We start from the raw sequence: 12,821 nt of genomic DNA, 5'->3' as shown, positions 1-12,821 counted from the left end.
GGGCGTCCTCTGAGCCGCTGCATAGCCGTCCGCTTTTGGCCGAAAGCGGAGACCTGGTACGGCAGGTTTGGGCTAGAAGCGCACTCGACAGTTAGCCGCTGATGTCTCTACGCTGATCGATCTGGTGAAAGCACACCACTAAAAGGAGCAGTCATGTTGGTAGTTGCCATTGATCGAGATAGCGTTCATGCGGGAGATGATCTGGAAAGTCATGCAATATCGATCACACTCGATCAATCAGCAACACTACGCACCTTGATCGAAGTGATACAAGATATGGACTACCTACCTCGTATCAGTGGAGGCAAGGCCACTTGGGTTGTTTATTCATCTGGCGAACCATTAGGTGTTTTAGCCCAGCAATGGCCGGAGCCTAAATGGGTCGTGCGCCCCGAGAGCATCGTTGATCAATATTTCAGAAATATCGAGCCTCGCCTACTTTTCAGATATTGGTGTCAGGCAGATCCAGATGAGGTCTTTTCGGATGCCCAGGCCGGAAATGAACTGCCATCACGATTTTAGGATGGGCAGGAGGCATTGCTTTAGATCAATGCGGTTCAGATTACTGCTGTGGGTCGATAGCTGCCTCCCGTGAACGACTGCTTTTGGCCGAAAGCACCCCCATCCGTAAATTCCCTATCAGTCCGAGCACTGCCAGATCAACGGAATCTATTTATCCGTATCAATTTGCGACGATCTCAAACGCAGTCCCCCCCAAAACCTCCCCATTAACCAAAACCCTAACCCCATGCCGCCCCAAAAAATGCTTCCGCGTCGTAAAATCCCGAATCACCTGCCGCCTCCCCACAACCATCTCCCCAAACCCCGCCAACACCACCGTCTTCAACTTGAACACCTTCCCCGAAATCCCGCCATTCGCCTTCACATAGTCAATCGCATAATCAATCACCAACAGCTGTTCATGCGCCACTGTCGACTTCACCGTAAACGACAACGTAATCGCCTCACCCAACCTCACCGCCGCCGGCTCAACCCGCACATCCAGCAACTCAACCTCAGCCTTGGCCCCCGCACCAATCACTGTCAGCGCACGCAAATCTCCCTGTTTGATCAAGTTGCGCAGCGCATGCTTGGCAATCCATGCCGTGTGTTTGTTCTCCAGCGACCAGCCTTCAATCGTGTCCAGCACCCACTCCGGATGCTCTTTGGTTACGTCGTTCAGATGGTTCGCCACGGACTTGCGCACGTACAGACTCTCGTCGGCTTTCAACCGGTCGAGGATGCCGGCGGTCAGTTGCGGGTTGGCTTGCACGGCTTCCAGGCGAAATGACCAGGGCAGGCGAGGGCGGGTGCCTTCGCTGGCGAGGCGGCGGACGTGGTGGTTTTGGTCTTGGGTCCAGTCGTGCATGTGTTCCAGCGAGCGTTCGAGGTCGCTGCGCAGGAAGTGGCGGATGGCGAATTCGGAGGAGCCGAAGGTGGTGAAGTATTTCAGCGCTTGCATCGAGGTATCGAAGGCGTGGCCGCCGTAGCTGGCGACGTAGTGCGGCAGGCACATGCTGACGAATCCGCTGTTGAGGCGGGGGGCGAGTTGGCGCAGGACTTCGAGGGAATCTTCGTAGTCCAGTGGCAGCACGGCGTGCAGGCTTTCGCTGACGCGAGCCATGCGTTGCATCACTGACAATTCCGCCAGCCCTTGGTTGGCGTGCTTGAGAAACGCCTTGGCCTTGAACGCCGGGTACACGGCGCTCATTTCGCTGGCGATGTGTTGCAGGCGTTCGGCGTTGAAGATTTCCTTTAACGCCGGGGCGGCGGTGTCGGTGGTGCTCATGGTCAGGTCATCGGGGTGCTGACGAACGCTTCGAGGGTTTCGGCGTACGCGGTGTATTGGGCGATGTGCGGGTAGCGGCGGGTGTCGATCTGGTCGGGAACGACGAGGTCGGTGAAGCTCCAGGCGACGGCGAGGCTGATGCCGGCCTGGGTGAGGGTGCCGTCGGTGGGCAGGCCGGTTTTTTCCAGTTCCTGTTCGAGGGCGGTGAAGGCAGCGGCGAGTTGGCCTTCGACGCGCTCGACCCACGGTTGGTATTGAATGTCGGCCGGGCGCAGGTTGCGTTCGTAGTAGAGCTGCACGGCTTTTTCGCAGGCGGCGAGGCTGAGGCCGATCAGGCGCAGGGCGTGGGCGCGTTGTTGGAGGTCGCTCGGCAGCAGGCTTTTGCCGCTGGCGGCTTCGAGGTAGTCGAGGATGAGGGTGGAGTCCATCAGGACCACGCCGTCATCGAGAATCAGCGTGGGCGCCTTGACCACCGGGTTGATCTGCTGGAATTGCTCGAAGTGGCGGAACACCGAGACAGATTCATGTTCGAGGTCGATGCCGAGGCGTTTGGCGGAGATCGCCACGCGGCGCACGTAGGGGGAGTCCAGCATGCCGATCAGTTTCATGACGCGTTCCTTCAAGTCGAACCGGTGGGAAGGCATAACCTAGCCGAGCCTGAGGCAAATGTCAGTCGTCAAAACCGGCTTGTTCGTGAATCTCATCCACATTCAATTCCAGCCGATACGCCACCGCCACGAACAACGCCTGACACAAACACAAGGTCGCGCTCAGCGAACGGAACGCCAATGCGCTGCCCTCATTCACTAGCAGCAGACTGTTGGCGTTTTTGGCCAAAGGTGAGAGGTGGCTGTCGGTGAGGATCAGGGTGTTGGCCTGTTGTTGCCGGGCGTAGCGCAGGCAGTGCTGGGTTTCCTTGGCGTAGGGGGTGAAGCTGATGGCGATGACTAAATCACCGCTACGCACGCTGCGCATCTGCTCGCGATAACTGCCGCCCAGTCCGGAAACCAGGTGTATGCGTTTGTGAGTGTGTTGCAAGTTGTAAACGAGGTAGTCGGCGACGGCGAAGGAGCGGCGCACGCCGACGACATAGATGTTGTCGGCGTTGACGATCAGGTCGACGGCTTTTTCGAAGGCGACGTCGTCGAGTTCACGGCCCAGGCGTTCGATGCCGGAGCGGGTGGCGTCAATGCATTCGCGGGCGAGGTCGCCGTCGCTGGCCTGCTGCGACTGGTTGGCGATCATGCTGCGGATGCGTTGCTGGTAGTTGTGCACCGGCGAGGCTTTGTGGGTGTAGGCGGCGCGGAACAGCGCCTGCATTTCGCTGAAGCCGCTGAAACCGAAGCGCTGCGAGAAACGCACGATGGCGGACGGATGCACCTCGCATTCGCGGGCGATGTCGCTGATGCGATCGACCATGATCCGGTCGCTTTGCTGGCTCATGTAGCTGGCGATGCGCTTGAGTTGGCGCGGCAGGGTGTCGTATTCGTCGGTGATCAGTTGCAGCAGACGCTCGGCATTGATCGGGGGGCTGGCGAGGGGGCGCTCGTCGTTGGCCGGCAGATCGGGGCGGGGCATAAGTTATCCTTCGGGCTGATCGTTCAACCTGTGGCGAGGGAGCTTGCTCCCGCTGGACTGCGCAGCAGGCCCAATAATTGGGGGCCGCTTCGCGACCCAGCGGGAGCAAGCTCCCTCGCCACAGTTATTTGCGGTGTGCCTGATGATAGGCGGGGTGCGGGCAGTTGGCAGGGGAGATTTTCGGCGCCTGCGCAGCTGAAACGATGCACTGCGCGGGCGGCATGGCTGAAAAAATGCGACCAACTGCCGCTCGGTTAGCCGTTTGTCTTCTATATACAGCCGTTGGACTGAATTTCTTGCTATAAACGCACTCCGATGACCGCCATGAAGCCTGTGTCAGACCCGTTTACGGCTGTTGTCGGACAAATTCCCGGTATTTACAGTTGCTGAGGCCTCAAACGGGCCTTAGACTGCCGCCCCTTCGTAAATTGAGTGCCGGGTGGCGTTTGCAATAAACGATGCCTTTTCGTCGACCGGACACGGTTCGCCGGAACGCTCCCTATTTCGCCTTAATGCACGTTTTTTTATAGAGATATCAATGACAAAGGACAAGTTGCTGGCCATGCCGGCAGATGACTACATGAATGCCGAGCAACACGCTTTCTTCACTGAGCTGTTGCAGAACATGAAAGTCGAAACCCACGAGCGCATTGAGCAAAACCGTATCGCCATCGAAAGCCTGGACACTCCGGCCGACCCGGCGGACGCGGCTTCGGTTGAAGAAGAGCGCACCTGGCTGGTGAACGCGATCGATCGCGACCAGCGCATGCTGCCGCAACTGGAACAAGCCCTTGAGCGCATCAAGGAAGACAGTTTTGGCTGGTGCGACGACAGCGGCGAGGCCATCGGCCTGAAACGCCTGCTGATCAGCCCGACCACCAAGTACTGCATCGAAGCTCAAGAGCGTCACGAGCAGATCGACAAGCACCAGCGTCAGGCCTGATTCCATGGCTGCCCCCTGAATGGGGGGCGCCTGCAAAAGATCGCAGCCTTCGGCAGCTCCTCCACGAGCTGACGGGGCTGCGATCTTTGCTTTTGCTCGTCTGCGATATTTTACGCGTCGTTCCATTGACTTGCTGCAGACTCCACGACTAACGGACCATGGATAATGGCGTTCTAGTGGCGTTTAATGCAGTCACAACAATGAGAACAAGCGTGGGGTGTTGATATGACGAGAGATGGATCTCTGGTTGGGGCTTTGCCCGCACCAGTGCTGTTGCCGAAAAACCGCTGGATCGCTCCGACCCTGCAAAGCATCGCCCTGATGCTGTTGCTCGCCGGCATGACGCTGGGTGGAGGGTCGCTGTACATCGGCCTGCCGCTGGCGGTGCTGATTGTCTGGCTGCCGCGCCTGCGTTCGCGGGCCACCCCTGATGCTGCGCCTGTCGATGCCGGCAGCGCGATTTCCGAACTCACCCGCGATCTTTCCTACACCACCAGTCATAACGCGCTGTCAGCCGCCGGTGTGGCGTTTTCCGTCAAGCAACTGGCGAGCAAACTCGAATCGCAACTCGACGCGGCGGCGCAGATTGTCAGCAACGCCGAAGTGATGATCGCCACCGAACACGCCACTTCGCAGCTCAGTCGTGAAGCGCTGGACGCCGCCAGCGAGGCGCATCACAGCAGCGCGACGGGGCGCACCGAACTGGTGGATTCGATTGCGCGCATGCATCAACTCAGTCAACGCGCCAACGCCAGCCGTGAGCTGATCGAAGCCCTGAGCCTGCGCAGCGATGATATTCAACGGGTGACCTTGGTGATTCAGTCCATCGCTAGCCAGACCAATCTGCTCGCCCTGAACGCGGCGATTGAAGCGGCGCGGGCTGGCGAGCATGGCCGTGGTTTTGCGGTGGTGGCGGATGAGGTGCGCGGTCTGGCAGCGCGGACTGCCTCGGCGACCGGCGAGGTCGGCGAGATGGTCGCCGATATTCAGCAGCGTACGGCGCAAGTGGTGGAGCAGATCCGCGAGCTGTCCAGCGATCTGCAGACCGGCGTCGAACAAGTTGAAAACACCGGCCAGCATCTGCAAAACATCGCGCGGCTGGCGGCTGGGGTGGAAACTCAAGTCGGTGCAATCGCTCGTGGCGCGGAAACCAATCGCGAGCAGCTCGACAGTCTGTTCAAGGCCATCGAGCAGATGCGCAGCGATCTGGCGATCAGCGATCAGCAGACCCGACGCCTGGCCGAGGCCGCTGTGCAGATGGAAGGGCAGGCGGAAACCATCAGCGAGCGTCTGGCCGAAGTCGGTCTGGATGACTATCACCAGCGCGTCTATGACCTGGCGCGTGAGGGCGCGAGTCAGATTGCGGCGCGGTTCGAGGCGGATGTCGAGCAGGGGCGGATCAGTCTTGAGGATTTGTTCGACCGTCAATATCAACCGATTCCCGGGACGCAGCCGGCGAAGTTTCAGACCCGTTTCGACCGCTACACCGATCAGGTGCTGCCGGCGATCCAGGAGCCGTTGCTGCCGCGTCATGAGGGGTTGGTGTTCGCGATTGCCTGCACGCAGCAGGGTTATGTGCCGACGCACAATCTGGCGTTCAGTCAGCCGTTGACTGGTGACCAGCAGATCGACGCGGTGGGTAATCGTACCAAACGCAAGTTCGCCGACCGCACCGGGATCCGCTGCGGCAGCCATCAACAGGCGGTGTTGCTGCAGACCTACACCCGTGACACCGGGGAGCTGATGCACGACTTGTCGGTGCCGATCATGGTCAAGGGCCGGCATTGGGGCGGACTGCGCCTGGGTTATAAACCGGAGAATCCGCGCTGATCGATTGTTACCGCTCGCGCAATGAATCTGTGCACGGGCGTTGCTGTTTCCTCTGCGATGAAGTCATTAACATGGCCGTTAGTTAGGTAGCTAATGAAATCGAGAGGTCAGTATGTGCAGAGTCGATGTCGCGGTGATGATTGGCAGTGGTGTGCCCGCCGGATTGCGCGCGATGGGCCAGAGCGTCTGCTGGGTGGTGTTGCTCAATGGTGAGCGGCGTGGCACCGCGTTCGCCAGTCGCGACGAGGCGGAGGAGTGCAAGGCTGCCTGGCTCGCGCAACTGATGGCCGAGCCTGGCGACAGCCTGCACTGACATTTATTAACGTCCGTCGTGCAGGCGTACGTTCAATTCATCGACCATCACCGCTTCTTCGCCGTCGGCGCGCAGCCACTCCTTCAGCAGTTGCGCCTGTTGCGGCGTCCAGAAGTCGGCCTCGATCAGTTTGGTATTAGCGTCCAGCGGATGCGCTTCGATGAAGTCGTCGATTGCCCCGTTTTCCGACGGCAGGCCCAGTTGGTCGAACAGGGTTTTCAGATCATATGCAGGCAGTTCCATCGTGTACTCCTTTTGCGTGTGCCGGAATGGCGCTGTCGCTCGCTCTTTATCTGAGGCAGCCGTTGGACAAGAGTTCGATCCGTGATTCAAGCAAGCGGGCGAGGGCGCACGCCTCGTTATGGTCTTCGCGGAAACCTCTTACACGACCGGTGGAAGATTCCTTGATATGAAAGAACGCGTTACCTGCCGGGACCACCTGAAATCGTGGGGTCTGAACGCTTTGTGCGTATTGCGCAAGTTCCGGCAAATCAGTGCCGTGCAGCACGAAAGGCGTATCCATGACTGGTTTGGAGGGCTGGGCAAAGTGAGTCAGAGTGCACATATGAAGTCCTTTTCATGAGATAGCCGACGGTTACAGGTCGGTTCGGGTAGTCGGAAGCAGCATCGCTGCTCTAGAATCGCCAGTGTCTGTTGGCGACAGGTGCCTATCTAAAGCAATTTTTTACCGGCGATATGTCGGAAAAGGGCTTTTTTTCGTCAGTTTTTTCCCTAAAGTTTGTAGTCCGTCTTCGTTGCGCTTCAATGAAGATTTTTCCTTCAAGGCCTGGCGAACATCGAGGCAAGTTTCTCGCCTGACTTTCCAGTAGTCTTGCGAACTTGTGATGTATGGGCGCTCCGCTTGTTTCAGGTGTACTGAAGTCATTCGGTAACAGCATCAGCCTGGCCGTTTTTTTGCCGTGCGCGTTTTGGCGCCGGGTACTTTTTCAGATGTGGGGATGTTTCTTTGGCAGTCAGTAACCTCGATATGCATGCTTTGTTCGTGTTGGGTGATTTGCGTGCAAAGCTGGTCAAGCTGTTCCAGTCGCGTTTTGTTTACATCACCGAACAGAACGCCGAAGGCATTTACGTGGCCGAGATCGACACCGAAAGTGCGTTGGTAGTCGATGACAAACCGGGGCTCAAGCTCAAGGTCGGCGATCATTTCAGCGCGGCCGTGCTGCCCAGCCGTGAAGGCGGCAAGATGGACATCCGCTTTCGCGAAATCAAACTCACGGTGTACGGCCTGGGCGATTACGCCTTTGTCGATACAGCGGACGGCCACGCGATCCTGTTCAAGGAAGGCCACAGCGTGGTGACGGTGTTTGCCGCACACCAGCAACTGCAGGAAGGCCTGACCAAGACCCTGAAAGCCGTTACCGGTAAAGCAGCGAAGTGGCGCAAGGGCGAACTGATCACGTTCAAGGCCAGCGAGTGATTGGTGGTGTGAGTCGCGCCGACTTCCATTCGCAGAACCTCGACCGTGCGCGTGAGGAGGCATTGCGCCTGTTCAACGCCAAAGCCGAATTGCAGGGCGCGTGGCTTAACTGGGTGGCAGCGCAGATCTACACCTTGCGGCCTGCGGAATACGCCAGCATGGTCAGACGCGAGCTGCAAAGCTTGCAGGAAAAGTCTGAAACATAACCTCGCCGGGGTTGGCCCCGGAAAAAGCAGGAACCTCGGCTACAGTCAGTTGACTGAGTATTCAGAGGCTTGCGGTCTTCTGCCAGGCCATCCTGCTATTGCTGTGAACAGCACGAGGTGCAAAGCATGAAAGGAATTCGACGGCTATTGGCCGCCAGCGTGGTTTCGTTCGGTGTGCTGACGGCCGCGCAGCCGGCAGCGGCGGCACAGGCACCGATTCATTTTGCCGACCTGAACTGGGAAAGCGGCAGCCTGATCACCGATGTTCTGCGGATCATCGTCGAGAAGGGCTATGGCTTGCCGACCGATACGTTGCCCGGCACCACCATCACGCTTGAGACCGCGCTGGCCAACAATGACATTCAGGTCATTGGCGAAGAGTGGGCCGGGCGCAGTCCGGTGTGGGTCAAGGCTGAAGCGGAGGGCAAGGTCGTCAGTCTTGGCGATACGGTCAAGGGTGCCACTGAAGGCTGGTGGGTGCCGGAGTACGTGATCAAGGGTGACCCGGCCAAGGGCATCACGCCGCTGGCGCCGGATTTGCGCAGTGTCAGTGATCTGAAGAAATACAAGGACGTGTTCAAGGACCCGGAAAACCCGAGCAAGGGCCGTTTCCTCAACAGCCCGATCGGCTGGACCTCGGAAGTGGTGAACAAGCAGAAACTGACCGCCTACGGCCTGCAGGACGACTACACCAACTTCCGCAGTGGCTCGGGTGCGGCGCTGGATGCCGAGATCAGCTCTTCGATCCGTCGGGGCAAACCGGTGCTGTTCTATTACTGGTCGCCGACGCCATTGCTGGGCAAATTCAAACTGGTGCAACTGGAAGAGCCACCGTTCGATGCCGAGGCGTGGAAGACCCTGACCGATGCCGATAACCCCAATCCGAAACCGACCCGTTCGCTGGCATCGAAGCTGTCGATTGGCGTGTCTACGCCGTTCCAGAAGCAGTATCCGCAGATTGCCGAATTTTTCAGCAAGGTGGATTTCCCGATCGAGCCGCTGAACAAGGCGTTGGCCGAGATGAGCGAGAAACACACCGCACCACGGCAGGCGGCTGAGGCCTTCATGAAGGCGCATCCGGAAGTGTGGCAGGCGTGGGTGCCGAAGGAGGTGGCGGATAAGGTGGCGGCTGATCTGAAATGAGATGGGCTTCTGTGGCGAGGGAGCTTGCTCCCGCTCGGCTGCGGAGCAGTCGCTATCTCGGGAAATGCGGTTTTAATGATTAACCGCGTCAGCCGATTTCAGGGCTGCTTCGCAACCCAGCGGGAGCAAGCTCCCTCGCCACAGGATAAGTGTCGACTCAGAATCGAGTTTGCACCGCCAATTCAAAGGTGCGCGGCGTACCCAGATAGTAAGCTGGTGATACATGCGCAAACTCGGCATACACCTCGTTGGTCAGGTTGCGCACCCGGCCGGTGACGGTGGTGTGCGAGTCGACCTTGTAGCTGAGGAAGCTGCCGAACAGCGTGTACGACGGCACGGTCATGGTGTTCGCCGTGTCCGCATACACCGACGCCACATACCGCGCATCGACCCCACCTTGCCATTGCGGCGAAAAATCGTAAGTCAGCCATAGATTGCCGACCCGATCCGGGACGTTGGTCGGTGTATTGCCCTTGCGTGAAACCACCGCACCGGCGGCGTTCTTTTCGGTGAAGTCGTCGTATTGCGCATCGACCCAGGCGAAGTTGCCTTCGGCCAACAACTTGTCGGTGATCCGCAGGGAGCTGGCGATCTCGATGCCTTTCGAAGTTTGCTGTCCTACCGGGATGCTGCTGGTCGGGTCCAGCGGATCAGTCACAGCGAAGTCCTTGCGCTCGATGGTGTAGGCGGCAACTGTCGCCGAGCCACGGCCTTCCAGGTAGTCGAACTTACTGCCGACTTCCCATTGCTTGCCGGTGGAAACATCGAAGTCCTGCGTGCCATTCGGTTGCTCGGCGGCAGTGCTGTATTGCACGTAGACGCTGGCCGATGGAATGAACTGGTAAGTCAGGCCGACACGCCCGGTGACCGGCTCCCAGCTGCGCTTGAGGTGTTTGGGGTTGGCGGCTGTCACCGTACGGTGGTTGGTCACGTCGAGGTCGATGTCGTCGTAACGCAGGCCGGTGAGCAACGCCAGTTTGTCGGTCAGTGCCAGACGGTTTTCCACGAACAGTGCCTTGGTGGTGACCTCGTTGGTCTTGTCGCTGATCAGTGCCGGGTTGGTGCCGGGAATATCGTAGAAATGCCCCGGACGGTAGTTGTTCGGATCGACCGTGCTTGCGCCTTTGATATTCAGCGGCGAGTTGGTGGTCTGGTTGACCTTGTACTCGAAACCACCGGACCAAGTGGTGTCGAGGCCGAACAGGGTGTTGTCGTGGCGCAGCTCGAACTGGTTGCCGTTCTGCTCACCCTGATGGCGTACTTGATAGGCGGTGGAGCGGTTCACTGCGGTGTTGTCGGCGTTGTACTGATAGGTTTCGAGGTTGCGGTAGTCGCGTTGGCTGTCGAGGTGATACAGCGTATTGCGCAGAGTGGTGCTGTCGTTGATCCGGTAATCGATGATCGAACGCACCCAGATCGTGCGCTGTTCGTAGCGCCCGTCCTCGACGTTGTAGTTGTTGAAGCGGTTGTGTTTGTCGATTTTCAACTCGCCGGCTTTGGGGTTGAGTACCGGCGTGCCCCAGTACGGGCTGTCTTCGTGTTCGTCCTGATATTCCAGGGCCAGGGTGTGCGACAGATCCGGCGTGAGGTCGCTGAGCAAGGAAAACGCCACGCTCCAGGCATCGCGTTGCTGGCGGTCGATGTAGCCGTTGCTGGTGTTGTGACTGACGTCGAGCCGTGCGTAGTGCTGCACGGCGGCGCTCGGAGCGGTCAGCGCATGGTTGAGGCCGAACGCGGTTTCGGTGGTGTCGTAACTGCCGTAGCTGACGCGACCTTCAGCGGCTTGTTCATCGCGGGTCGCCAGTTTGGTCACGTAGTTCAACGAGCCGCCGACCGAGCCTGCGCCGTTGATCAGCGAAGACGGACCGCCCACCAGTTCGACCCGATCATAGATCCATGAATCCACCGGCCGGGCGAGGCCCCCGGAGACGTTGATGCCATTGAACATCTGGGTGATCTGGCTGCTGGTGAAACCGCGATAGGAGACGAATCCGCCAAAGCCCGGTGGTGCGCTGGCATTGACCCCGGGCAGGGTGTTGGCGGCGTCCTGGAAGTTCTGTGCGCCGCGGCGTTCGATGTCGTTGCGGTTGGCGACGGCCACTGACGCAGGTGTGTCGCGCACGCTCAAGCCGAGACGCGAAGCCATGCCGCTGGATTGATCGAGGCTCAGGCCCGGTTCGCTGGTGGATTCGCCGTCGATGGTGATCGGCGCCAGATCCACGGTGGATTGCGCCCAGGCGTTAAGGGACAGGCAGCCGCACAGGCTCGCCAGCAGAGGAATATGTTTCATCGTTGAATCCTGAATGCTTGTCTAGGAATCAGCGCACAGGCGAACGCCGCGCGTTGGCGCAGTGGGCTGAAAAATCAAAAAGGCAAAGACACTCAGGCGAGCGGTGGGGCGCGAGGGTTGGCCGAGGGCCAGGTGAAGCGGGCAGGGAGGTCAGCACTGACGATGGGCGCCAGTGGCGGGCTGTGCTGTTCGGGCAGAACCGCGAGGGTCAGGCTGGAGTTGAACGCCGGGCCCATGCCGCCGCCGACCGAGCACAGCGGGCAGCCGAACGCCTTGGACAGGGTCGGCAATTGTTCTTCGCTGGGATTGCTGGTCAGTGGCGCTTGGGTGGCCGGGTCGACCGTACAGAACTGCCCGCCGATGCCGTTGAGCTGCATCCCGACCATTTGCCCGTGACCGATGCTGCAGGCGAACACGTTGAACAGGACGCAGCAATAAAGCATCCAGGCCAGCAGTGAACGATCGGAACGGGTGAATTTCATGGGGCGGCACTTTACCGTACCGCTGATCGGTCGTGCACTTCAAAAAATGCCGACTAGGATGTTTTGTTCAAATCCCTCGAAAGGATTCTCGACCATGACCTTTGTGTTGGCTCAATGGCTGGTGACGATATTTGCGGCAATCAGCCTGGTACACGTGTATTGGGCGCTGGGTGGGCAATGGGCGGCGGTGGCGGCGGTACCGCAAGTGCCGGTGCGAGGACTGGTGGCGACGGTGCGACCGGCGTTCAAACCGTCAGGCTGGATTACCTTGCTGGTAGCGGCAGCATTGTTGGTGATTGCCGCGCTGGTGTGCATGCGGGTCGGCTGGGGCATGCCGGCGGTGCATCACAAAGCGTTGCAATGGGTGATCAGTGCGATTGCGTTATTGATGTTCGCCCGGGCGATCGGCGATTCGAATCTGGTGGGGTTTTTCAAGGAAGTGAAGGGGTCGCGGTTTGCGCGGCTGGATACCTGGGTGTATTCGCCGCTGTGTCTGGTGTTGGGGGCGGGGTTGTTGGCGGTAGCTTGGGTCTGACCCGGTTCATGTGTTGGCAATACCGGCCTCTTCGCGGGCAAGCCCGCTCCCACAGGGGAAATGCATTCCAAATGTGGGGGCGGGGTTGTTGGCGGTGGCTTGGGTCTGACCCGGTTCATGTGTTGGCAATACCGGCCTCTTCGCGAGCAAGCCCGCTCCCACAGGGGAAATGCATTCCAAATGTGGGAGCAACTGTCTTACTACCACCGTTCGTCACCGCCACTCTGTGCCGTCTCGCAGCATGGCATTCAGTCTGATCAGCAGTATTCGCATA

At 59.2% G+C, this 12,821-nt stretch carries 15 protein-coding genes; 8 read left to right on the top strand and 7 right to left on the bottom strand.

Going from position 1 to position 12,821, the window contains the following annotated elements:
• Positions 1–153: 153 nt before the first annotated feature.
• Positions 154–522 carry a hypothetical protein gene (locus tag LVD08_RS17525; protein WP_115987523.1) on the top strand — a complete coding sequence of 123 codons (369 nt, stop codon included), beginning with the start codon at positions 154–156 and terminating at the stop codon, positions 520–522.
• 160 nt (positions 523–682) lie between these two features.
• Here the strand turns inward: LVD08_RS17525 and LVD08_RS17520 are convergent, their stop codons facing one another.
• The 3 genes from LVD08_RS17520 to LVD08_RS17510 form a co-directional block, all read right to left on the bottom strand.
• Positions 683–1,789, bottom strand: coding sequence for a DNA alkylation repair protein (locus LVD08_RS17520; protein WP_247268768.1), 1,107 nt, complete (start codon positions 1,787–1,789; stop codon positions 683–685).
• A gap of 2 nt (positions 1,790–1,791) precedes the next feature.
• Entirely contained in the window at positions 1,792–2,397 is a 606-nt protein-coding gene (locus LVD08_RS17515; protein WP_098964391.1) for a glutathione S-transferase, read from the bottom strand.
• A 61-nt stretch (positions 2,398–2,458) separates the two neighbouring features.
• Positions 2,459–3,367 (bottom strand): MurR/RpiR family transcriptional regulator, encoded by a 909-nt coding sequence (locus tag LVD08_RS17510; protein WP_007966905.1) that lies wholly within the window; start codon positions 3,365–3,367, stop codon positions 2,459–2,461.
• A 538-nt stretch (positions 3,368–3,905) separates the two neighbouring features.
• Here LVD08_RS17510 and LVD08_RS17505 point away from each other — a divergent pair.
• The 3 genes from LVD08_RS17505 to LVD08_RS17495 all read left to right on the top strand — a co-directional run bounded on the left by LVD08_RS17505 (position 3,906) and on the right by LVD08_RS17495 (position 6,453).
• Positions 3,906–4,310 carry a TraR/DksA family transcriptional regulator gene (locus LVD08_RS17505; protein ID WP_003225981.1) on the top strand — a complete coding sequence of 135 codons (405 nt, stop codon included), beginning with the start codon at positions 3,906–3,908 and terminating at the stop codon, positions 4,308–4,310.
• Positions 4,311–4,535: 225 nt separating this feature from the next.
• Positions 4,536–6,140: a methyl-accepting chemotaxis protein gene (locus LVD08_RS17500; RefSeq protein ID WP_247268767.1), complete on the top strand. Its 1,605-nt coding sequence runs from the start codon at positions 4,536–4,538 to the stop codon at positions 6,138–6,140.
• A gap of 112 nt (positions 6,141–6,252) precedes the next feature.
• Positions 6,253–6,453: a hypothetical protein gene (locus tag LVD08_RS17495; protein ID WP_007966907.1), complete on the top strand. Its 201-nt coding sequence runs from the start codon at positions 6,253–6,255 to the stop codon at positions 6,451–6,453.
• Between the two features lie 6 nt (positions 6,454–6,459).
• On the opposite strand, the gene LVD08_RS17490 is transcribed toward LVD08_RS17495, so the two are convergent.
• Positions 6,460–6,696: a DUF2789 family protein gene (locus LVD08_RS17490; protein WP_247268766.1), complete on the bottom strand. Its 237-nt coding sequence runs from the start codon at positions 6,694–6,696 to the stop codon at positions 6,460–6,462.
• A gap of 46 nt (positions 6,697–6,742) precedes the next feature.
• Positions 6,743–7,018 (bottom strand): hypothetical protein, encoded by a 276-nt coding sequence (locus tag LVD08_RS17485; RefSeq protein ID WP_027612961.1) that lies wholly within the window; start codon positions 7,016–7,018, stop codon positions 6,743–6,745.
• Positions 7,019–7,420: 402 nt separating this feature from the next.
• Here LVD08_RS17485 and LVD08_RS17480 point away from each other — a divergent pair, with 402 nt between their 5' ends.
• From LVD08_RS17480 to LVD08_RS17470, 3 genes are all read left to right on the top strand, one after another.
• Complete coding sequence (locus LVD08_RS17480; RefSeq protein WP_007966910.1) at positions 7,421–7,891, top strand: hypothetical protein; 471 nt, start codon at positions 7,421–7,423, stop codon at positions 7,889–7,891.
• Positions 7,892–7,899: 8 nt separating this feature from the next.
• Positions 7,900–8,097 (top strand): hypothetical protein, encoded by a 198-nt coding sequence (locus LVD08_RS17475; protein WP_027612962.1) that lies wholly within the window; start codon positions 7,900–7,902, stop codon positions 8,095–8,097.
• A 126-nt stretch (positions 8,098–8,223) separates the two neighbouring features.
• A complete protein-coding gene (locus LVD08_RS17470; RefSeq protein WP_247268765.1) occupies positions 8,224–9,240 on the top strand; it encodes an ABC transporter substrate-binding protein in 1,017 nt (338 codons plus the stop codon).
• A 157-nt stretch (positions 9,241–9,397) separates the two neighbouring features.
• On the opposite strand, the gene LVD08_RS17465 is transcribed toward LVD08_RS17470, so the two are convergent.
• The gene (locus LVD08_RS17465; protein WP_247268764.1) at positions 9,398–11,530 is read right to left on the bottom strand and encodes a TonB-dependent receptor; all 2,133 of its coding nucleotides are present in this window, start codon (positions 11,528–11,530) and stop codon (positions 9,398–9,400) included.
• A gap of 92 nt (positions 11,531–11,622) precedes the next feature.
• Complete coding sequence (locus LVD08_RS17460) at positions 11,623–12,012, bottom strand: DUF2946 domain-containing protein (protein ID WP_047598254.1); 390 nt, start codon at positions 12,010–12,012, stop codon at positions 11,623–11,625.
• 94 nt (positions 12,013–12,106) lie between these two features.
• Here LVD08_RS17460 and LVD08_RS17455 point away from each other — a divergent pair, with 94 nt between their 5' ends.
• Positions 12,107–12,547 (top strand): DUF3995 domain-containing protein, encoded by a 441-nt coding sequence (locus tag LVD08_RS17455; RefSeq protein ID WP_097090307.1) that lies wholly within the window; start codon positions 12,107–12,109, stop codon positions 12,545–12,547.
• Positions 12,548–12,821 lie beyond the last annotated feature (274 nt).

It is taken from the genome of Pseudomonas sp. YL2, assembly GCF_023063025.1.
Classification (GTDB): Bacteria; Pseudomonadota; Gammaproteobacteria; order Pseudomonadales; family Pseudomonadaceae; genus Aquipseudomonas; species Aquipseudomonas putida_A.
The sequence above is the reverse complement of the archived record's forward strand: the minus strand, read 5'-3'. Positions and strand labels throughout refer to the sequence as shown.

What these genes read in the sequence shown, in the direction of transcription:
- LVD08_RS17470 (WP_247268765.1), top strand. Translation starts at nt 8,224, where the DNA reads ATGAAAGGAATTCGACGGCTATTGGCCGCCAGCGTGGTTTCGTTCGGT.
- LVD08_RS17510 (WP_007966905.1), bottom strand. Translation starts at nt 3,367, where the DNA reads ATGCCCCGCCCCGATCTGCCGGCCAACGACGAGCGCCCCCTCGCCAGC.
- LVD08_RS17520 (WP_247268768.1), bottom strand. Translation starts at nt 1,789, where the DNA reads ATGAGCACCACCGACACCGCCGCCCCGGCGTTAAAGGAAATCTTCAAC.
- LVD08_RS17515 (WP_098964391.1), bottom strand. Translation starts at nt 2,397, where the DNA reads ATGAAACTGATCGGCATGCTGGACTCCCCCTACGTGCGCCGCGTGGCG.
- LVD08_RS17465 (WP_247268764.1), bottom strand. Translation starts at nt 11,530, where the DNA reads ATGAAACATATTCCTCTGCTGGCGAGCCTGTGCGGCTGCCTGTCCCTT.
- LVD08_RS17455 (WP_097090307.1), top strand. Translation starts at nt 12,107, where the DNA reads ATGACCTTTGTGTTGGCTCAATGGCTGGTGACGATATTTGCGGCAATC.
- LVD08_RS17525 (WP_115987523.1), top strand. Translation starts at nt 154, where the DNA reads ATGTTGGTAGTTGCCATTGATCGAGATAGCGTTCATGCGGGAGATGAT.
- LVD08_RS17460 (WP_047598254.1), bottom strand. Translation starts at nt 12,012, where the DNA reads ATGAAATTCACCCGTTCCGATCGTTCACTGCTGGCCTGGATGCTTTAT.
- LVD08_RS17490 (WP_247268766.1), bottom strand. Translation starts at nt 6,696, where the DNA reads ATGGAACTGCCTGCATATGATCTGAAAACCCTGTTCGACCAACTGGGC.
- LVD08_RS17495 (WP_007966907.1), top strand. Translation starts at nt 6,253, where the DNA reads ATGTGCAGAGTCGATGTCGCGGTGATGATTGGCAGTGGTGTGCCCGCC.
- LVD08_RS17485 (WP_027612961.1), bottom strand. Translation starts at nt 7,018, where the DNA reads ATGTGCACTCTGACTCACTTTGCCCAGCCCTCCAAACCAGTCATGGAT.
- LVD08_RS17500 (WP_247268767.1), top strand. Translation starts at nt 4,536, where the DNA reads ATGACGAGAGATGGATCTCTGGTTGGGGCTTTGCCCGCACCAGTGCTG.
- LVD08_RS17505 (WP_003225981.1), top strand. Translation starts at nt 3,906, where the DNA reads ATGACAAAGGACAAGTTGCTGGCCATGCCGGCAGATGACTACATGAAT.